The 19,826-nt window shown below is 56.5% G+C and carries 15 protein-coding genes; 10 read left to right on the top strand and 5 right to left on the bottom strand.

The features are described 5' to 3' along the window. Positions 1 to 253: 253 nt before the first annotated feature. The gene (locus INF61_RS12150; protein ID WP_063138557.1) at positions 254 to 2,197 is read right to left on the bottom strand and encodes a bifunctional 2',3'-cyclic-nucleotide 2'-phosphodiesterase/3'-nucleotidase; all 1,944 of its coding nucleotides are present in this window, start codon (positions 2,195 to 2,197) and stop codon (positions 254 to 256) included. A 190-nt stretch (positions 2,198 to 2,387) separates the two neighbouring features. Between INF61_RS12150 and cysQ the strand changes: the two genes are divergently transcribed. Further along, a complete protein-coding gene (cysQ, locus tag INF61_RS12145; RefSeq protein WP_015572488.1) occupies positions 2,388 to 3,128 on the top strand; it encodes a 3'(2'),5'-bisphosphate nucleotidase CysQ in 741 nt (246 codons plus the stop codon). Here cysQ and INF61_RS12140 read toward each other — a convergent pair. Further along, positions 3,122 to 3,679 carry a YtfJ family protein gene (locus INF61_RS12140; protein WP_017383934.1) on the bottom strand — a complete coding sequence of 186 codons (558 nt, stop codon included), beginning with the start codon at positions 3,677 to 3,679 and terminating at the stop codon, positions 3,122 to 3,124. The two genes, cysQ and INF61_RS12140, sit on opposite strands and share 7 nt — an antisense overlap. 324 nt (positions 3,680 to 4,003) lie before the next feature. Between INF61_RS12140 and INF61_RS12135 the strand changes: the two genes are divergently transcribed. Beyond that, entirely contained in the window at positions 4,004 to 4,210 is a 207-nt protein-coding gene (locus INF61_RS12135) for a DUF1107 domain-containing protein (RefSeq protein ID WP_003856054.1), read from the top strand. Positions 4,211 to 4,286: 76 nt separating this feature from the next. Here the strand turns inward: INF61_RS12135 and INF61_RS12130 are convergent, their stop codons facing one another. Further along, entirely contained in the window at positions 4,287 to 5,624 is a 1,338-nt protein-coding gene (locus INF61_RS12130) for a hemolysin family protein (RefSeq protein WP_006810357.1), read from the bottom strand. A 211-nt stretch (positions 5,625 to 5,835) separates the two neighbouring features. After that, positions 5,836 to 6,477: a peptide-methionine (S)-S-oxide reductase MsrA gene (gene msrA / locus INF61_RS12125; RefSeq protein ID WP_006810351.1), complete on the bottom strand. Its 642-nt coding sequence runs from the start codon at positions 6,475 to 6,477 to the stop codon at positions 5,836 to 5,838. 224 nt (positions 6,478 to 6,701) lie between these two features. On the opposite strand from msrA, the gene tamA reads away from it, so the two are divergent. From tamA to INF61_RS12110, 3 genes are read left to right on the top strand one after another with little or no spacing between them, the layout of a single operon-like run. After that, positions 6,702 to 8,435 (top strand): autotransporter assembly complex protein TamA, encoded by a 1,734-nt coding sequence (tamA, locus tag INF61_RS12120; protein ID WP_017694656.1) that lies wholly within the window; start codon positions 6,702 to 6,704, stop codon positions 8,433 to 8,435. Further along, positions 8,432 to 12,208: an autotransporter assembly complex protein TamB gene (gene tamB, locus INF61_RS12115; RefSeq protein ID WP_193547787.1), complete on the top strand. Its 3,777-nt coding sequence runs from the start codon at positions 8,432 to 8,434 to the stop codon at positions 12,206 to 12,208. The genes tamA and tamB overlap by 4 nt, the downstream gene beginning before the upstream one ends. A gap of 2 nt (positions 12,209 to 12,210) precedes the next feature. Further along, complete coding sequence (locus INF61_RS12110; protein WP_017383925.1) at positions 12,211 to 12,555, top strand: gamma-glutamylcyclotransferase; 345 nt, start codon at positions 12,211 to 12,213, stop codon at positions 12,553 to 12,555. A gap of 157 nt (positions 12,556 to 12,712) precedes the next feature. Here the strand turns inward: INF61_RS12110 and ppa are convergent, their stop codons facing one another. Continuing rightward, positions 12,713 to 13,243: an inorganic diphosphatase gene (gene ppa, locus INF61_RS12105; protein WP_006810347.1), complete on the bottom strand. Its 531-nt coding sequence runs from the start codon at positions 13,241 to 13,243 to the stop codon at positions 12,713 to 12,715. Between the two features lie 309 nt (positions 13,244 to 13,552). Between ppa and ytfQ the strand changes: the two genes are divergently transcribed. From ytfQ to INF61_RS12080, 5 genes are all read left to right on the top strand, one after another. Continuing rightward, positions 13,553 to 14,509: a galactofuranose ABC transporter substrate-binding protein YtfQ gene (ytfQ, locus tag INF61_RS12100; RefSeq protein ID WP_017383924.1), complete on the top strand. Its 957-nt coding sequence runs from the start codon at positions 13,553 to 13,555 to the stop codon at positions 14,507 to 14,509. A 103-nt stretch (positions 14,510 to 14,612) separates the two neighbouring features. Then, positions 14,613 to 16,115 carry a galactofuranose ABC transporter, ATP-binding protein YtfR gene (ytfR, locus tag INF61_RS12095; RefSeq protein ID WP_047637823.1) on the top strand — a complete coding sequence of 501 codons (1,503 nt, stop codon included), beginning with the start codon at positions 14,613 to 14,615 and terminating at the stop codon, positions 16,113 to 16,115. Positions 16,116 to 16,125: 10 nt separating this feature from the next. Continuing rightward, positions 16,126 to 17,151 carry a galactofuranose ABC transporter, ATP-binding protein YtfT gene (gene ytfT, locus INF61_RS12090; protein WP_017383922.1) on the top strand — a complete coding sequence of 342 codons (1,026 nt, stop codon included), beginning with the start codon at positions 16,126 to 16,128 and terminating at the stop codon, positions 17,149 to 17,151. Continuing rightward, a complete protein-coding gene (gene yjfF / locus INF61_RS12085; RefSeq protein ID WP_017383921.1) occupies positions 17,138 to 18,139 on the top strand; it encodes a galactofuranose ABC transporter, permease protein YjfF in 1,002 nt (333 codons plus the stop codon). The genes ytfT and yjfF overlap by 14 nt, the downstream gene beginning before the upstream one ends. 93 nt (positions 18,140 to 18,232) lie before the next feature. Continuing rightward, positions 18,233 to 19,801, top strand: coding sequence for a methyl-accepting chemotaxis protein (locus INF61_RS12080; RefSeq protein ID WP_015572503.1), 1,569 nt, complete (start codon positions 18,233 to 18,235; stop codon positions 19,799 to 19,801). The last annotated feature ends 25 nt before the right edge of the window (positions 19,802 to 19,826 follow it).

Here is a 19,826-nt window from a genome sequence, read left to right as displayed (position 1 = left end):
CTTCCGGCTTATCGGGGACGGGCGGAGGTAACATCCCTGTAAAGCCCGCCCTCTCGGCGCATCCCTGCGCCTCGCCCCGGCCTACAGGAAACGCCTCAGCGATTTACAGCCGGACCGAGGCATCGCTGAAAGCCCTCAGTTTTTCTGAGGCAACGTTATAGCTTTTGCTTTCAAATTACTGGGGAACCCTCAGCCCACGGGGAGAGGGAACAAACACCAAAAAAAAACGGCAACGTGCGTTGCCGTTTTGCTTTTACCTGCTCAAATCCACCTGATAAATCGCGAACCCAATATCATCCGTCGCGACCTTTTGCATCGGATACTGCGCCTTATCCTTGATAAACGCGGCTGCTTTATCGGACGGAGATGTCTCAAAGCGAATATCCAGCTTAGTGTCGCTGTGGATCGGCGCAAGTCGCCAGTTGTTATCCACCGCCGGATGAATTTCACCCGTCTTTTTCGACTCCGCGCTGATCCACGCCGCCAGCACCGAACGGTTCTCATCCGGCGAGGCAAAGGCGATGTGGCTGTCACCCGTACCGGCAAACTTGCCGCCATAGGCGCGGTAGTTGTTGGTCACCACCAGGAAAGTGGCATTCGGATCAATCGCTTTGCCGTTGAAGGTCAGGTTTTTGATGCGTTCTGCCTGCGGATTAATGGCCTGACATTCGCCGTCATATTTCGCGGGCTGGGTAACGTCAATCTGATATTCCACGCCGTCGATCACGTCGAAGTTGTAGGTGCGGAAACCGTCCCAGTTAATCAGCGACTGCGGTTTGCTGCTGTGCGGATCGATCTGGTTGAACTGCCCGGCAGAGCACTCCAGCCACTCCTTCACCTCTTTCCCGGTAGCTTTCACCACCACGAGGGTGTTGGGATAGAGGTAGAGATCGGCGGCATTACGGAAGGTCAGTTGGCCTTTCTCCACCTCAACGTAGCTGGCCGGATCGTTCTTCCGCCCGCCCACTTTGAATGGCGCCGCGGCAGACAGTACCGGCAGATTTGCCAGATCCGGATCGCCCTGAATATAGTGCTCCGCATAGGCTTTCTGCGCCATGTTGACTACCTGCACGGTCGGGTCATCCTGTACCAGCGCGAGGAAGCTGTACATGTTATCAGCGGATTTACCGATCGGCTTGCTGACAAATTCACGCGTCGCGTCGTGGTCATGCTTCAGGACGTCGACCAGCTTTTTATCTTCCCCTGCCAGAGATTTTTTGGCCGCTGCGTCGTAGATCGGACGCGCTTCCGCTTTCGACTGCGTGACTTTCCAGCTTCCGCTGTCGTTATTCAGCACCAGATCCACCACGCCAAGGTGGTCGCCCCACATGCCCGGCATTACCGATGGCACACCGTTAAGCGTCCCTTTTTCGATGTCCGCGCCTTTGATAGCAGCGAAATCTTTGCCCGGGAAGACGGCGTGGGCGTGGCCGAACAGGATCGCATCCACGCCCGGCACCTGGCTGAGATAGTACACGGAGTTCTCAGCCATCACCTGATACGGGTCGGCCGAGAGGCCAGAGTGCGCCACGACGACGACCACATCCGCCCCTTTCGCCCGCATCTCCGGCACGTATTTGCGCGCGGTTTCGGTAATGTCGTTGACGGTCACTTTCCCGTCGAGGTTGGCTTTATCCCACGTCATGATCTGCGGCGGCACAAAACCGATATAGCCGATTTTCAGCGTCTGTTTTTTACCGTCCTGGTCGACAACCTCGGTCTCTTTAATCAGATAAGGGGTGAAGAGCGGCTTCTTCGTCTTAACGTCGATGATATTGGCGTTAACGTACGGGAATTTTGCACCTGCCAGCGCGTCGTGCAGGTATTTCAGGCCGTAGTTAAATTCGTGGTTGCCCAGGTTGCCGACGGCATAGTCCAGCGTATTCATTGCCCTATAAACAGGATGGATCTCGCCTTTTTTCAGCCCCTTCGCCGCCATGTAGTCTCCGAGCGGGCTGCCCTGAATTAAGTCCCCGTTATCGACCAGCACGCTGTTTTTCACTTCACCGCGGGCGGCGTTGATCAAACTTGCCGTGCGTACCAGTCCGAATTTTTCCGTAGGGGTATCTTTGTAGTAATCGAAGTCCATCATATTGCTGTGCAGATCGGTGGTTTCCAGAATACGGAGATCCACCGTCGCTGCCTGAACGCTTGCCGCAATCAGCGTTGCCAGGAGCGTTGCGCTAAACTTAATCATCTGAGGAGTCCTTTTTTCGATCCAAGCCACAAAAGAATATGTATGTAGTATTTGTTGCTTACAGAAGTGTGAATGCTGCCAGAAAAAAGGGCGCTGAAACCAGAATTGCTTCACAGATAGCGGAATTGTTCACATTACGATATAACTAAAACAATAAGTTATGCCCACTGCGTTAACGAAGAGGTGGAGAATGTTAGATAAAATTTGTCAGCTCGCACGGGATGCGGGTGATGCCATTATGCAGGTGTACGACGGTGCGAAACCGATGGATGTTGTCAGCAAAGCGGATGACTCCCCGGTGACGGCGGCGGATATCGCGGCGCATGCGGTGATCCTGAAAGGTTTGCAGGCCCTGACGCCGGATATTCCGGTCCTTTCTGAAGAAGCGCCCCAGAGCTGGGATGAACGTCAGCACTGGCAGCGTTACTGGCTTGTCGACCCGCTGGACGGCACGAAAGAGTTTATCAAGCGTAACGGTGAATTCACCGTCAACATCGCCCTGATTGAAAAAGGAAAAGCGGTGCTTGGCGTGGTTTACGCCCCGGTGATGAAAGTAATGTACAGCGCGGCGGAAGGTAAAGCCTGGAAGGAAGAGTGCGGCGTGCGTAAGCAGATCCAGGTGCGTGATGCTCGTCCTCCGCTGGTGGTGATCAGCCGCTCGCACAGTGACAGCGAGCTGGAGGAGTATCTGCAACAGCTGGGTGAACACCAGACGACGTCGATTGGCTCGTCGCTGAAGTTCTGTCTGGTGGCGGAAGGGCAGGCGCAGCTGTACCCCCGTTTCGGGCCGACGAACGTCTGGGATACGGCGGCAGGGCATGCGGTGGCGGCGGCCGCTGGCGCGCATGTGCATGACTGGCAGGGTAAGCCACTGGACTACACCCCGCGCGAGTCATTCCTGAATCCGGGCTTCCGGGTATCACTTTACTGAGTCAGTAGCTTATGCAGCAGGGCAACCACCTGCTGCACCTCATCCTGCGTCAGCGCGCCGTCTTTAACCCACTGTACGCGACCGTTTTTGTCCAGCACGACAATCGCTGAACTCTCTTCTTCCAGCTGCCACGCCTTACGCGTCACGCCGTTGCTGTCGACAATAAACTGCGACCAGGGATAGAGCTTCTTATTGCTCTCAAGGCTTGAGCGCACAAACATCCCGGAGCCGGGAATCGCGTCGTCGGTGTTCACGATGGTGGTGGTCTGGTAGCGATCGTGCGGGAGTTTTGCGGCTTTGATCGCTTCCACGAGGGTGGCATTTTTCTCTTTAGCGGATGTACGTCCGGCAATATGTTGTACAACTCTCACTTTGCCCGCAAGCTGCGCGCTATTCCAGGCTTTATAGCTAAACTTATCATTGTCGAGAATCAATTCTCCCCGGTCAGCAATCCCGACCGGCGGGACACGTTGTCCTTTTTCAATGTTGTGTGCGGAAGCCATCAGCGGCAGCAACAGGCAAGCTGCTGCCAGGAGGTTACGTAGGGTCATGGTGTTTCCTTATTGTTAGCAGGTGATCCGACCACTTGGTCATGCGCTTTTAATCATAAATGCGATCAATAGGCTTTTCCCGCAATCCCGATGCCAGTTTGCGGGCGAACGCACATATCCATGCAAAAACGACGGCATATACTGCGCTGTATCACGCTTTGCAAAGATTATTCTGAATAATTGTAATCAAACGGTAAATAAACTTATGCACACTGGGTAAGTACGAGGTTCTGGTCTATAGTCATTGGGCATCAAAATTTGCGCTCAGGACAGTCGGGCCGATTGTGGCACCGCAAGAGCGTATGATTCGCAGGAGATACAAGAATGAAAATTTTCCAACGCTACAACCCGCTTCAGGTGGCGAAGTACGTGAAGATCCTGTTCCGTGGACGGTTGTACATCAAGGATGTTGGCGCTTTTGAGTTCGATAAGGGCAAAATCCTTATCCCAAAAGTGAAGGACAAACAGCACTTGTCTGTGATGTCCGAAGTCAACCGTCAGGTTATGCGTCTGCAAACTGAGATGGCTTAACCAACGTGCTATGCAGTAGTAGTTAAAAAGACGGCTCCCGATGGGAGCCGTTAATGTTTGTGGGGCACACAAAGGATTACGCCGACACCTTCTCTTCGGCATCCGGCAGTTTCGGCACCAGCACGGTCGGTTTGCTATCAATACGCGTTACCAGCAGCTGGTCGATGCGGTAGTTATCAATATCCACCACTTCAAACTTGAAGCCGGAGAACTTCACCGAGTCGGTACGTTTCGGGATTTTACGCAGCATAAACATCATAAAGCCGCCGATGGTCTCGTAGTTGCCGGACTGCGGGAACTCGTCAATGTCGAGTACGCGCATGACGTCTTCAATCGGCGTACCGCCATCGATGAGCCATGAATTTTCGTCACGCTGAACAATCTGCTCTTCCAGCCCCTGGCCGACCAGGTCGCCCATCAGGGTCGTCATAACGTCGTTGAGGGTGATAATGCCCACCACCAGCGCGTATTCGTTCATGATCACCGCGAAGTCTTCCCCGGCGGTTTTGAAACTTTCCAGCGCTTCGGAAAGCGTCAGGGTGTCCGGCACTATCAGGGTGTTGCGGATCTGCACGCCGCTGTTCAGCGCCAGGCTCTGGTTTGCCAGCACGCGGTTCAGCAGGTCTTTGGAGTCCACATAGCCGATGATATGGTCGATATCTTCGTTACAGACCAGGAACTTGGAGTGGGGATGCTGCGCCACTTTGGTCTTCAGGCTCTGCTCGTCTTCATGCAGATCGAACCAGATGATGTTTTCACGGCCGGTCATGGAGGACGGCACGGTACGGGATTCCAGTTCGAAAACGTTCTCAATCAGCTCGTGCTCCTGCTTACGCAGCACGCCTGCCAGCGCCCCGGCTTCCACCACCGCATAAATATCGTCGGAGGTGATGTCGTCTTTACGCACCATCGGCAGCTTGAAGATGCGGAAAATGACGTTCGCCAGGCCGTTAAAGAACCACACCAGCGGACGGAAGACATACAGGCAGAAGCGCATCGGGTTGATGATACGCAAAGCCACAGCTTCTGGCGCAATCATACCGATGCGTTTCGGGGTCAGGTCCGCGAATAAAATGAACAAGCCGGTGACCAGGGAGAAGGAGAGGATGAAGCTCAACTGCTCGGCCAGCTCTACGGACATGTACTTAACAAAGAGGCTATAAAACGCCGGAGAAAACGCTGCATCGCCCACGATACCGCCAAGGATGGCGACCGCGTTCAGGCCAATCTGCACCACGGTAAAGAACATGCCGGGGTTTTCCTGCATTTTCAGAATGCGTGATGCGTTGATGTTGCCCTCGTCGGCAAGCAGCTTCAGTTTGATTTTACGGGAGGCAGCCAGCGAGATCTCCGATATCGAGAAAAATGCACTGACGGCAATAAGACAAAGTATTACTAAAATACTGTTTAACATAGTTTATCCGGCTTCTCGCCAGATCCTCAGAAGGGGAGTTGATACCATTCGTGTGAAGACACATTGAACTCAGCTCGTAGCGTTGAGCCGATTATTTCAGCGGTAGTATAGCGTAAAGACGTGTAAACCTGCCAGAGGTCACGTTTTCGGCAAAACGTGGCGGGAGGGAGAGGCTGTGCGCCACGCGGCTCGCGTGGCGCTGATGCAGTAATCAGGCCTGCTGGGGAGGCAGGCAAACGCCAATGCCGCCGATACCGCAGTAGCCGTACGGATTTTTATGCAGGTACTGCTGGTGGTCGTCTTCGGCATAGTAGAACGGTTTCGCGGTAGCGATTTCCGTCGTGACCTGACGTTTATCACCGGCCGCCTGCATCGCTTCCTGGAAACGCGTCAGGCTGGCGTGGGCGGCGGCCTCCTGCTCTGGGGTGAGCGGGTAGATGGCCGAACGGTATTGGGTGCCGTGATCGTTACCCTGACGCATGCCCTGCGCCGGGTCATGGTTTTCCCAGAACACCTGGAGCAGCTGTTCATAGCTAATGACGCTCGGGTCATACACCACACGCACCGCTTCAGCATGACCGGTCTCACCGGAACAGACTTCGCGGTAGGTTGGGTTAGGCGTATATCCTCCGGTGTAGCCCGCAGCGGTGCTGTACACGCCCGGCAGTTGCCAGAACAGGCGTTCTACGCCCCAGAAGCAGCCCATGGCAAACAGGGCGATCTCCATTCCATCAGGAACGTTTGTCATTGAATGGTTGTTTACGGCGTGTAATGTTGCCACTGGCATAGGGGTGTTGCGTCCCGGTAACGCATCGGCTTGTGATACCAGATGCTTTTTATCGAATAAACTCACGGTGGGGCCTCCCGGGTAGCGTTGTTTCGGTTAAGGTTGTCACGAAGCGTTTAATTGAACACAATAAATGCGATGAATGAGTCTAGATTTAATCATAAGAAATATTTGGGTGTTACACCCTTTTTCAACCCGTAATTTGGGTTTTTGGCTTTCAGGCCGTATTTTGCCGCGGAGCGGCACTGCATTTGCTTCCAGGGTGGAAACAGGGATATTCAGGAGAAAACGTGACAAAGATCCGCCAGTTATGTTTAGTCAGTTTAATGCTGACCAGCGGGATTGCCAGCGCGGCGAATGTCCGTTTGCAGGTTGAGGGGTTATCCGGGGCGCTGGAAAAAAACGTGCGTGCGCAGCTTTCTACCATCCAGAGCGATGAGGTCACGCCGGATCGGCGTTTTCGCGCGCGCGTGGATGACGCCATCCGCGAAGGCTTAAAGGCGTTGGGGTACTACGAACCCACCATCGATTTCGATTTACGCCCGCCGCCGGCGAAAGGACGCCAGGTGTTGATTGCCCGCGTCTCGCCGGGCGAACCCGTCCTGATTGGCGGCACGAACGTGGTGTTGCGCGGCGGTGCGCGCACCGATCGGGACTACCTGGATCTGCTCAGCACCCGTCCGAAAGTGGGCACCGTGCTCAATCACGGGGATTACGATCGTTTTAAAAAATCCTTAACCAGCGTTTCGCTGCGCAAAGGCTACTTCGACAGCCGGTTCAACAAAAGCCAGCTGGGCGTTGCGCTTGAGCGACGTCAGGCATTCTGGGATATCGATTACGACAGCGGCGAGCGCTACCGGTTTGGCGATGTGACCTTCGAAGGATCGCAAATCCGTGACGAGTATCTGCAAAATCTGGTGCCGTTTAAAAAGGGCGACTACTACCAGTCCAGCGACCTGGGCGAGCTGAACCGTCGTTTGTCCGCGACGGGCTGGTTTAACTCCGTGGTGGTAGCGCCGGAATTTGATAAATCCCGTAAAACGAAAGTGTTACCGCTGCATGGCGTGGTCTCTCCGCGCACCGAGAACACCATTGAGACCGGTGTCGGCTACTCCACGGACGTCGGCCCGCGCGTGAAAGCCTCATGGAAAAAACCGTGGATGAACTCCTACGGCCACAGCCTGACCACCAGCGTCAGCCTGTCTGCGCCTGAACAGCAGCTGGACTTCAGCTATAAAATGCCGCTGCTGAAAAATCCGCTTGAGCAATACTACCTCGTGCAGGGCGGCTTTAAGCGTACCGATTTGAACGATACCGAGCAGGACTCGACGACGCTTGCGGTATCACGCTTCTGGGATCTCTCCAGCGGCTGGCAGCGCGCCATTAACCTGCGCTGGAGCCTCGACCACTTTACCCAGGCAAACGTCACCAACACCACCATGCTGCTTTATCCGGGCGTGATGATCAGCCGTACCCGCTCGCGCGGTGGCCTGATGCCGACCTGGGGCGATTCTCAGCGCTACTCCATCGATTACTCCAACACCGCCTGGGGCTCCGACGTAGACTTCTCCGTCTTTCAGGCGCAAAACGTCTGGATCCGCACGCTGTACGACAAACACCGCTTTGTGATGCGCGGTAATCTCGGCTGGATCGAAACCGGTGATTTCGAACGCGTCCCGCCGGATCTGCGCTTCTTCGCCGGGGGCGACCGCAGCATTCGCGGGTATAAGTACAAATCGATCTCACCTGAAAACGACAAAGGCCAGTTGACCGGGGCGTCAAAACTGGCGACTGGCTCGCTGGAGTACCAGTACAACGTCAGCGGCAAGTGGTGGGGAGCGATGTTCGTTGACGGCGGTGAAGCGGTGAACGATATCCGCCGCAGCGATTTCAAAACCGGCGCGGGCGTAGGCGTGCGCTGGCAGTCACCGGTCGGGCCCATCAAGCTCGATTTCGCCGTTCCGGTGGGCGACAAAGACGAACACGGTTTACAGTTTTACATCGGTCTGGGGCCTGAATTATGAGTTTATGGAAGAAGATAAGCCTCGGGGTGCTGATTTTTATCGTATTACTGCTCGGTACGGTGGCGTTTCTGGTGGGCACCACCACGGGCCTGCATTTGCTGTTTAACGCCGCGAACCGCTGGGTGCCGGGGCTGGAAATCGGCCAGGTAACGGGCGGCTGGCGCGATCTGCGCCTGAAAAATATCCGTTATGAACAGCCCGGCGTGGCGGTGAACGCGGGCGAGTTTCATCTGGCGGTCAAGCTCGGCTGCCTGCGGGACAGCCAGCTGTGCGTAAACGATCTGTCGCTAAAAGACGTTAACGTGGCGATAGATTCCAAAAAAATGCCGAAGTCCGAGCCTGTCGAAGAAGAGGACAGCGGCCCGCTGAACCTCTCCACGCCGTACCCGATTGCGCTTTACCGGGTCGCACTGGATAACGTGAATATCAAAATCGACGACACGACGGTATCCGTAATGGATTTCACCTCTGGTCTGCGCTGGCAGGAGAAAAACCTCACTCTGACCCCAACCTCCCTGCAAGGGCTGCTGATTGCGCTACCGAAGGTGGCCGACGTGGCGCAGGAAGAGATCGTCGAGCCGAAGATCCAGAACCCGCAGCCGGAAGAAAAACCGCTGGGCGAAACGCTGAAAGATCTCTTCTCGAAATCGGTTCTGCCGGAGATGACCGATGTGCATCTGCCGCTGAACCTCAATATCGAAGAGTTTAAGGGCGAGCAGTTGCGTCTGACCGGCGATACCGATCTGACGGTCTTCAACATGCTGCTTAAAGTCAGCAGTATCGACGGCAACATGAAGCTCGACGCGCTGGATATTGATACTAACCAGGGGTCGGTCAACGCCTCAGGCAATGCGCTGCTGCGCGACAACTGGCCGGTAGATATTACGCTGAACAGCGCCCTGAACATCGATCCGCTGAAAGGCGAAAAGGTGAAGGTGAAAGTCGGCGGCGCGCTGCGCGAGAAGCTGGAGTTCGGCGTGAACCTCTCCGGACCGGTGGATATGGTGCTGCGCGGGCAAACCCAGCTGGCAGAGGCCGGTTTACCGCTCAACCTTGAGGTTGTCAGCAAGCAGCTTTACTGGCCGTTCACCGGCGAAAAACAGTTCCAGGCTGACGATCTGAAGCTGAAGCTGAGTGGCAAAATGACCGACTACACGCTGTCGTTCCGCACAGCAGTGAAGGGGCAGGGGGTACCGCCCGCCGATATCACCCTGGATGCGAAGGGTAACGAGTTGCAGGTTAACCTCGACAAGCTGACCGTGGCGGCGCTGGAAGGAAAAACCGAGCTGACCGCGCTGCTCGACTGGCAGCAGGCGATCAGCTGGCGCGGCGAGCTGAAGCTGACCGGGATCAACACCGCTAAAGAGGTCCCGGACTGGCCGTCAAAACTGGATGGCCTGATCAAAACCCGCGGTAGCCTGTACGGTGGCACCTGGCAGATGGACGTGCCGGAACTCAAGCTCACCGGCAACGTGAAGCAGAACAAAGTCAACGTAGAGGGCTCGCTTAAGGGCAACAGCTATCTCCAGTGGGTGATCCCGGGCCTGCACGTGGCGCTGGGTCGCAACACGGCGGATATTAAAGGCGAGCTGGGCGTGAAAGACCTCAATCTGGATGCCACCATCGACGCGCCAAATCTCGATAACGCCCTGCCGGGTCTTGGCGGCACGGCGAAGGGGTTAGTGAAGGTTCGCGGTACGGTGGAGGCGCCGCAGCTGCTGGCGGACATCACCGCCAATAACCTGCGCTGGCAGGAACTTTCTATTGCCCGCGTACGTGTCGAGGGAGACGTGAAATCCACCGATCAGATCGGCGGAAACCTGAATCTGCGCGTGGAGCGTATCTCTCAGCCGGACGTGAACATCAGTCTGGTCACGCTGGCGGCAAAAGGTAACGAAAAGCAGCACGATCTCCAGCTACGCGTGCAGGGCGAGCCGGTCTCCGGGCAGCTGCACCTGACGGGCAGTTTTGACCGCCAGGCGACGCGCTGGAAAGGCGTGCTGGATAACACCCGCTTCAGCACGCCGGTCGGCCCGCTGGTGCTGTCGCGGTCTGTCGCGCTGGATTACCGCAACGCGGAGCAAAAGATCAGCATTGGGCCACACTGCTGGACCAACCCGAATGCTGAGCTGTGCGTGCCGCAGACCATTGATGCGGGCGCGGAAGGACGCGCGCAGATCAACCTCAACCGTTTCGACCTGGCGATGCTGAAACCGTTTATGCCGGAAACCACCCAGGCCAGCGGGGTCTTCAGCGGTAAAGCGGACGTCGCGTGGGACACCACCAAAGAGGGACTGCCGCAGGGCAGCGTTACCCTCTCCGGGCGTAACGTGAAGGTGACGCAGGAGGTCAATGACGCGCCGCTGCCGGTGGCGTTCGACACCCTGAATGTGAACGCTGACCTGCGTAACAATCGTGCGGAACTGGGATGGCTGATCCGCCTGACCAACAACGGTCAGTTTGACGGACAGGTGCAAATTACCGATCCGCAAGGGCGGCGCAATCTCGGCGGCAACGTCAATATTCGCAACTTCAACCTGGCGATGGTGAATCCGATCTTCTCGCGGGGAGAAAAGGCGGCGGGGATGCTCAGCGCCAACCTGCGTCTGGCGGGGGACGCGCAAAGCCCGCAGCTGTTTGGCCAGATGCGGTTAAACGGTGTGGACATTGACGGTAACTTTATGCCGTTCGATATGCAGCCAAGCCAGCTGGCGATGAACTTTAACGGCCAAAGCTCAACCCTCAGTGGCTCAGTACTGACGCAGCAGGGACAAATCAACCTGAGCGGTGACGCAGACTGGAGCCAGCTCGACAACTGGCGCGCCCGTATTGCGGCCAAGGGCAGCAGGGTGCGTATCACGGTACCGCCGATGGTGCGCCTGGACGTGTCGCCAGACGTGGTCTTTGAGGCAACGCCGAGTCTCTTCACCCTGGACGGCCGTGTTGACGTACCGTGGGCGCGCATCGTGGTTCACGAGGTGCCGGAAAGCGCGGTTGGCGTCTCCAGTGACGAAGTTATGCTCAATGAAAATCTGAAACCTGTTGAACAGAAGAGCGCTGGCATACCGATCAATAGTAATCTTATCGTGCACGTGGGGAATAACGTGCGTTTGGACGCGTTTGGGCTGAAGGCGAGACTCACGGGTGACCTGAAAGTGGCGCAGGATCAACAGGGACTTGGCCTCAATGGACAAATCAATATTCCTGAAGGGCGCTTCCATGCCTACGGGCAGGATTTGATTGTGCGTAAAGGCGAGCTGCTGTTCTCCGGTCCACCGGATCAGCCGGTACTCAATATCGAAGCGATCCGTAACCCGGAAGCCACCGAAGATGATGTGATTGCAGGCGTGCGCGTGACGGGCTCCGCCGATGAACCTAAGGCAGAGATCTTCTCTGACCCGGCCATGTCGCAACAGGAAGCGCTCTCTTACCTCCTTCGCGGCCAGGGTCTGGATAGCCAACAGGGCGATGGTGCGGCAATGACATCAATGTTAGTCGGTCTGGGGGTTGCACAAAGTGGTCAGGTTGTGGGTAAAATCGGCGAGACGTTTGGCGTAAGCAATCTGGCGCTGGACACTCAGGGCGTGGGTGACTCTTCGCAGGTAGTGGTCAGCGGCTATGTACTGCCGGGTCTACAGGTAAAATATGGCGTGGGGATCTTTGACTCACTGGCTACACTCACGTTACGTTATCGCCTGATGCCTAAGCTATATCTGGAAGCAGTGTCCGGCGTAGACCAGGCACTTGATCTGCTCTATCAGTTTGAGTTTTAGCAATGCGAATATTTGTTTACGGCAGTTTACGAACCAGGCAAGGCAACAGCCACTGGATGACCAACGCCCAGTTGCTGGGAAATTACACAATCGAAAACTACCAGTTGTACAGTCTGGGCCACTATCCAGGCGCGGTTCCGGGGAACGGAACGGTACAGGGTGAGGTTTATCGTATTGATAATGCCACGCTGGCCGAACTTGATGCCTTGCGCACCAGGGGCGGTGAATACGCTCGCCAGTTGATCCAGACGCCTTACGGCAGTGCATGGATGTACGTGTACCAACGTTCGGTCGACGGGTTAACGTTGATTGAAAGCGGTAACTGGTTAGACAGAGACCAGTTCTGAAAAACGACAACGCCACCGTAAGGTGGCGTTGTCGTTTTGCGCCGTAGGCCCGTGCAAGCGTAGCGCCGCCGGGCGATACTCCTCAATCGCACGGGTTACCAGGAGCGACAGGCACAAAAAAGCCCCGACGCGCGAGGCTTAGTCTCAGCAGTAAGAATTACTTCTTAGCAGCACGTTCGAAAGAGGCGATGATTTCTGCTTTCGCCGCTTCTGCGTTATCCCAGCCTTCAACTTTAACCCATTTGCCTTTTTCGAGATCTTTGTAGTGCTCGAAGAAGTGGGCGATCTGCGCTTTCAGCAGCTCTGGCAGGTCGTTCACATCTTTAATGTGATCGTACTCTTTGCTCAGCTTGGTGTGCGGTACGGCAACCAGTTTCGCATCTTCACCCGCTTCGTCAGTCATTTTCAGCACGCCAACAGGACGGCAGCGAATGACGGAACCTGGCTGCAATGGATATGGCGTTGGGACCAGTACGTCAACCGGGTCACCGTCCAGAGACAGAGTGTGGTTGATGTAGCCGTAGTTGCACGGATAGAACATGGCGGTAGACATGAAACGGTCAACGAACAGCGCACCGGTGTCTTTGTCGATTTCGTATTTGATTGGATCTGCGTTGGCCGGAATTTCGATCACAACGTAGATGTCTTCTGGCAGTTCTTTACCCGCAGGGACGTTGAGTAAGCTCATGTCGGTGTCCTTTAAAATGGATGGTAAACAAGTGGCAGGTATTATAGCCAACTGGCGCTGAAAGTCTCCGCCTGTTTTCGTCTTCTCTCCCTCGCGCCTTCACTTTTCAGACCGTTTCCATGACAGGATAATCCATAAACTCAGCCGCATTTTAAATGTTGAAATGAAAGCGATTACAAACTTGTGATTAACGTTTTATTCACTTTTCTGAAGTGTGATGTAACGCAATCCGTAACATATTCCATTGGCTATAGTTCATCCGCGGAACATCTTTTAACCAACAATAACCTACCCTACGAGGACGTTCATATGTGGAAGCGCTTACTTCTTGTTACAGCAGTTTCGGCAGCCATGTCGTCTATGGCGATGGCCGCACCCTTAACCGTTGGATTTTCGCAGGTCGGATCTGAATCTGGCTGGCGCGCCGCTGAAACGAATGTGGCGAAAAGTGAGGCCGAAAAGCGCGGTATTACGCTGAAAATCGCCGATGGTCAGCAAAAGCAAGAGAACCAGATTAAAGCGGTGCGCTCGTTTATCGCTCAGGGCGTGGATGCCATCTTTATTGCCCCGGTTGTCGCCACGGGCTGGGAGCCGGTGCTGAAGGAAGCCAAAGATGCTGAAATTCCGGTCTTCCTGCTTGACCGTTCCATCGACGTAAAAGACAAATCTCTCTATATGACCACCGTCACCGCCGATAACGTGCTGGAAGGCAAACTGATTGGTGACTGGCTGGTGAAGCAGGTGGATGGCAAGCCGTGTAACGTGGTTGAGTTGCAGGGCACCGTCGGGGCGAGCGTGGCTATCGACCGTAAGAAAGGTTTCGCGGAGGCCATCGCCAAAGCACCAAACATTAAGATCATCCGTTCTCAGTCCGGCGACTTCACCCGTAGTAAGGGTAAAGAGGTCATGGAAAGCTTCATCAAGGCAGAAAATAACGGCAAAAATATCTGCATGGTTTACGCCCACAACGACGACATGGTGATCGGCGCCATCCAGGCCATCAAAGAAGCGGGCCTGAAGCCGGGCAAAGATATCCTCACCGGCTCGATCGACGGCGTACCGGACATCTACAAAGCGATGATTGACGGCGAAGCGAACGCCAGCGTGGAGCTGACGCCAAATATGGCGGGCCCGGCATTCGATGCGCTGGAGAAATTCAAGAAAGACGGCACCCAGCCTGAGAAGTTGACCATCACCAAATCCACGCTCTACCTGCCGGACACGGCGAAAGAAGAGTTAGAGAAGAAGAAAAATATGGGCTACTGATCCAGTGAAATTGCCGGGTGGCGCTGCGCTTACCCGGCCTACGATACGCTCTTTTGTAGGCCGGATAAGCGTAGCGTCATCCGGCCTGATGCAGGGGGAAACCATGACCACCGAACAACACCAGGAAATCCTCCGCACAGAGGGCCTGAGTAAATTTTTCCCTGGCGTTAAGGCGCTGGATAACGTTGATTTCAGCCTGCGGCGTGGGGAGATCATGGCGTTGCTCGGCGAAAACGGGGCGGGGAAGTCGACGCTGATTAAAACCCTGACCGGGGTCTATCACGCCGATCGCGGCGCTATCTGGCTGGAAGGTAACGCCATTTCGCCCAAAAACACCGCGCATGCCCAGCAACTGGGGATCGGCACGGTCTACCAGGAAGTGAACCTGCTGCCAAACATGTCGGTAGCGGATAACCTGTTTATTGGCCGCGAACCCAGACGTTTTGGCCTGCTGCGCCGCAAAGAGATGGAAGCGCGCGCCGCGAAGCTGATGGAATCGTATGGCTTCTCTCTCGACGTGCGCGAACCGCTGAACCGTTTTTCCGTAGCGATGCAGCAAATCGTCGCGATCTGTCGCGCTATCGATCTCTCGGCGAAAGTGCTGATCCTCGATGAACCCACCGCCAGCCTCGATACCCAGGAAGTGGAGATGCTTTTTACCCTGATGCGCCAGCTGCGTAATCAGGGCGTCAGCCTGATTTTCGTGACGCATTTCCTCGATCAGGTTTACGAGGTGAGCGACCGTATAACGGTGCTGCGCAACGGCAGCTTTGTCGGCTGCCGGGAAACCCGCGAGCTGCCGCAGATAGAGCTGGTCAAAATGATGCTGGGCCGCGAGCTCGAGACCAACGCGCTTCAGCGCGCGGGCCGTACGCTGCTGAGCGAAAAACCGATCGCCGCGTTTCACGATTACGGCAGAAAAGGGACCATCGCGCCGTTTAACCTCGAGGTACGCCCCGGTGAAATTGTGGGTCTGGCGGGGCTGTTAGGCTCCGGGCGCACCGAAACCGCCGAAGTCATCTTCGGGATCAAACCTGCCGACAGCGGAACGGCGCTGATCAAAGGCAAACCACAAACGCTACGTTCACCGCATCAGGCGTCGTGCCTCGGCGTGGGCTTCTGCCCGGAGGACAGGAAAACGGACGGGATTATTGCCGCCGCCTCGGTGCGGGAAAACATCATTCTGGCGCTACAGGCCCAGCGCGGCTGGCTGCGTCCGATCCCTAAGCGCGAGCAGAACGCGATTGCCGAGCGCTTCATCCGCCAGCTCGGTATACGTACCCCGAGCGCGGAACAGCCCATCGAGTTCCTCTCGGGCGGTAACCAGCAGAAGGTTCTCCTCTCGCGCTGGCTGCTCACCAGGCCGCAATTCCTGATCCTCGACGAGCCCACGCGCGGTATCGACGTGGGCGCGCACGCCGAAATCATCCGGCTTATCGAAACGCTCTGCGCCGACGGTCTGGCGCTGCTGGTGATCTCATCTGAGCTGGAGGAGCTGGTCGGCTATGCCGATCGCGTCATCATCATGCGCGATCGCAGGCAGGTGGCAGAGATCCCGCTGGATAAACTGTCGGTTCCGGCGATCATGAATGCCATCGCGGCGTAAGGAGTCAAATGTGATGTCCCGTTCTCTTTCGCAAACTGGCGAAGCGAAGCGCCGCTTCACCTGGCCGACCGGCACGCCGCAAATCGTGGCGCTGCTGCTGGTGCTGCTGGTGGATAGCCTGGTGGCTCCGCATTTCTTTCAGATCGTCGTGCAGGATGGCCGCCTGTTTGGTAGCCCGATCGACATCTTAAACCGTGCCGCGCCCGTGGCGCTGCTGGCGATTGGTATGACGCTGGTCATTGCCACCGGCGGGATCGACCTCTCCGTCGGTGCGGTAATGGCGATTGCGGGCGCTACCGCCGCCTCGATGACCGTCGCCGGGCACAGCCTGCCGGTGGTTCTGCTGGCCGCGCTGGGCTCCGGTGTATTAGCCGGGCTATGGAACGGCATTCTGGTCGCAGTGCTCAAGATCCAGCCGTTTGTCGCGACGTTGATTTTGATGGTGGCCGGGCGCGGTGTGGCGCAGCTTATCACCTCCGGTCAAATCGTCACCTTTAACTCCCCGAGCCTGGCGTGGATAGGCAGCGGTAATTTTCTGTTCTTCCCGACGCCGGTGATCGTCGCGCTGGTGACGCTGGTGGTGTTCTGGCTTTTCACCCGCAAAACGGCGCTCGGGATGTTCATCGAAGCGGTGGGGATTAACATTCGGGCCGCGAAAAACGCCGGGGTAAATACGCGGCTGATGGTGATGCTGACTTACGTGCTGAGCGGCGTCTGTGCTGCGATTGCCGGGGTGATCGTGGCCGCCGATATTCGCGGAGCGGATGCCAATAACGCCGGACTCTGGCTCGAGCTGGATGCGATCCTCGCGGTGGTTATCGGCGGTGGATCGCTGATGGGCGGACGTTTTAATCTGCTGCTCTCGGTGGTGGGGGCGTTGATTATTCAGGGTATGAATACCGGTATTTTGCTCTCCGGGTTCCAGCCGGAGCTGAATCAGGTCGTCAAAGCGGTCGTGGTGCTTATCGTACTTATCGTGCAGTCGCCGCGCTTTATCACTCTCATTAAGGGGAACCGCGGTCATGATAAAACGTAATTTGCCGTTAATGATCACGCTGGGCGTGTTCGTGCTGGGGTACCTCTATTGCCTGACCCAGTTCCCGGGCTTCGCCTCCACGCGGGTGATTTGCAACATCCTGACCGACAATGCCTTTTTAGGCATTATCGCCGTCGGCATGACGTTTGTGATCCTCTCCGGCGGGATCGACCTCTCCGTTGGGTCGGTGATCGCCTTTACCGGCGTGTTCCTTGCCAAGGCGATTGGCTTTTGGGGGATTTCGCCGCTGCTGGCTTTTCCGCTGGTGCTGGTCATGGGTTGTGCGTTCGGCGCCTTTATGGGGCTTTTGATCGATGCGCTGAAAATTCCGGCCTTTATCATCACCCTCGCCGGGATGTTTTTCCTGCGCGGCGTGAGCTATCTGGTGTCGGAGGAGTCAATTCCGATTAACCATCCGATCTACGACACGCTCTCCAGTCTGGCGTGGAAAATCCCCGGCGGGGGGCGCCTGAGCGCAATGGGGCTGCTGATGCTGGGCGTGGTGGTGATCGGGATCTTCCTCGCCCACCGTACCCGATTTGGTAACCAGGTTTATGCCATTGGCGGCAGCGCCACGTCCGCGAACCTGATGGGAATTTCCACGCGCAGCACGACTATTCGCATCTACATGCTTTCGACCGGGCTGGCCACCCTCGCGGGGATTGTATTCTCGGTTTATACCCAGGCAGGCTATGCCCTGGCGGGGGTGGGCGTTGAGCTGGACGCCATTGCCTCGGTAGTGATTGGCGGTACGCTGCTCAGCGGCGGAGTGGGGACAGTCCTCGGCACGCTGTTTGGCGTGGCGATCCAGGGGCTGATTCAGACCTATATCAACTTCGACGGCACGCTCAGCTCCTGGTGGACCAAAATCGCCATCGGCATTCTGCTGTTTATTTTTATCGCGCTCCAGCGCGGCCTGACGGTGCTGTGGGAGAACCGCCAGAGCTCGCCTGTTACCCGGGTGAATACATCTTTAACAGAGCGATAACATGCTGAAATTGCTTGAACTCTAAACATTTTCCGGTAGCGGCCGATATTCTTTTTTTATGCCCAGAAATATCTCGCTACCGGAAATAACATCATGCTTAAAACGCTATCGATTCGTACCGGCTTGCTCTCTTTACTGGCCGTTATGACCCTTCTGCTGCTGATTGTCAGCGGCATCGGCATTTATGCCCTTACACAAAGTTCCGCTTCTCTCCAGCGCATCAATCATCTTCAGGGTGAACAGATGGTGCAGCTGAATGCCGGCTATACGCTGATCCTGCGCGCGCGTAACGAAGCGGGGCAGGCCGTCCGCATGATGGAGGTCGGCCTGCTGGACGATGCGGCCAGGGCGGTCAAAACCATTAACCAGGAAGTGGCGCTGGCACAGAAAACGCTGAAGGACGTGATCGGCAGCGGCGTGGCGGATGAGCAGGGGCAAAAGCTGCTGGATAACGTTGCCGCGAGTCTGGCGGTGTACAACCAGCAGGGTATCAGCCCGATGCTGAAAGCCCTGAACGAGCAAAGCGCGGACAGCTATTACGATCTGCTGGAAAACAAGCTGGTCCCGGTGGCGAAGCAGTTTGATAACGATATGCAGGCGTTCCAGGCATGGAGCGAGGCGCGCGGTAAAGCGGAGGTGAGCGCCGTGCAGGCGAGTAAAACCCGCGTGCTGATCCTGATTATCGTCGCGGCGCTGCTGACGGCTGGCATTATCGTGCTGGCCTGGCTGGTGCTGCGCCATATGCTGCTCAAGCCGCTTTCAGCCTCGATTGCCCAGCTGGAACATGTGGCGGCCGGGGATTTAACCCATACCCTGAACGCGCCGGCCAGCCAGGAATTTAATCGCCTTAACGCGGCGATCGAAGGGATGCGCCAGTCGCTGATGGACTCGGTTCTGCGGGTGCGTGACGCCAGCTCGCAGATTGATACCGGCAGCCGCGAGCTGACGGCCGGGAATATGAACCTGGCCCAGCGCACGGAATCCACCGCCACCTCGCTGGAGCAGACGGCCGCCAGCATGGAAGAGATCACCGCCACGGTGAAACTTAACGCCGATAACGCCGAGCAGGCGCACCAGCTGGCGAAGTCGGTCTCCGATACCGCCGATCACGGCAGTGAAATGGTCTGCTATGTCATTGAGAAGATGCGCGACATCTCCGGCAGTTCGGCGCGCATCGCCGATATCCTGAGCGTCATCGACGGCATTGCCTTCCAGACCAATATTCTGGCGCTGAACGCCTCCGTTGAAGCGGCGCGTGCGGGTGAGCAGGGGCGAGGTTTTGCGGTCGTGGCGGGTGAGGTGCGTAATCTCGCCAGCCGCAGTGCTGATGCGGCGAAAGAGATCCGCTCGCTTATCAGCGATTCGCAAACCCACGTGAACGAGGGCAGCGAGCTGGCGCAGCAGGCCGGTGAGACGATGGACGAGATCGCCACCGAAGTACTGCGTATGACCAAACTGATGCGTGAAATTGCGACGGCGTCCCAGGAGCAGAGCCGCGGTATTGAGCAGGTGAATATCGCCGTCAATCAGATGGATGAAACGGCGCAGCAAAATGCGGCGCTGGTCCAGCAATCATCTGCGGCAACTCGTTCCCTGGAGGAACAGTCGCGCGAGCTGATGGAAGCGATGGCCTCCTTCAAGCTGACGATGCAAACGGCCTGAAAAAAAGGGGAGCCTGCCTGGCTCC

It is taken from the genome of Enterobacter cloacae complex sp. P18RS, assembly GCF_014982105.1.
Lineage (GTDB): Bacteria > Pseudomonadota > Gammaproteobacteria > Enterobacterales > Enterobacteriaceae > Enterobacter > Enterobacter hormaechei_C.
The sequence above is the reverse complement of the archived record's forward strand: the minus strand, read 5'-3'. Positions and strand labels throughout refer to the sequence as shown.

Excerpts from the sequence above, each read along its gene's own strand:
- INF61_RS12150 (WP_063138557.1), bottom strand. The coding sequence starts at position 2,197 with ATGATTAAGTTTAGCGCAACGCTCCTGGCAACGCTGATTGCGGCAAGC.
- cysQ (WP_015572488.1), top strand. The coding sequence starts at position 2,388 with ATGTTAGATAAAATTTGTCAGCTCGCACGGGATGCGGGTGATGCCATT.
- INF61_RS12140 (WP_017383934.1), bottom strand. The coding sequence starts at position 3,679 with ATGACCCTACGTAACCTCCTGGCAGCAGCTTGCCTGTTGCTGCCGCTG.
- INF61_RS12135 (WP_003856054.1), top strand. The coding sequence starts at position 4,004 with ATGAAAATTTTCCAACGCTACAACCCGCTTCAGGTGGCGAAGTACGTG.
- INF61_RS12130 (WP_006810357.1), bottom strand. The coding sequence starts at position 5,624 with ATGTTAAACAGTATTTTAGTAATACTTTGTCTTATTGCCGTCAGTGCA.
- tamB (WP_193547787.1), top strand. The coding sequence starts at position 8,432 with ATGAGTTTATGGAAGAAGATAAGCCTCGGGGTGCTGATTTTTATCGTA.
- INF61_RS12110 (WP_017383925.1), top strand. The coding sequence starts at position 12,211 with ATGCGAATATTTGTTTACGGCAGTTTACGAACCAGGCAAGGCAACAGC.
- ppa (WP_006810347.1), bottom strand. The coding sequence starts at position 13,243 with ATGAGCTTACTCAACGTCCCTGCGGGTAAAGAACTGCCAGAAGACATC.
- ytfQ (WP_017383924.1), top strand. The coding sequence starts at position 13,553 with ATGTGGAAGCGCTTACTTCTTGTTACAGCAGTTTCGGCAGCCATGTCG.
- ytfR (WP_047637823.1), top strand. The coding sequence starts at position 14,613 with ATGACCACCGAACAACACCAGGAAATCCTCCGCACAGAGGGCCTGAGT.
- yjfF (WP_017383921.1), top strand. The coding sequence starts at position 17,138 with ATGATAAAACGTAATTTGCCGTTAATGATCACGCTGGGCGTGTTCGTG.
- INF61_RS12080 (WP_015572503.1), top strand. The coding sequence starts at position 18,233 with ATGCTTAAAACGCTATCGATTCGTACCGGCTTGCTCTCTTTACTGGCC.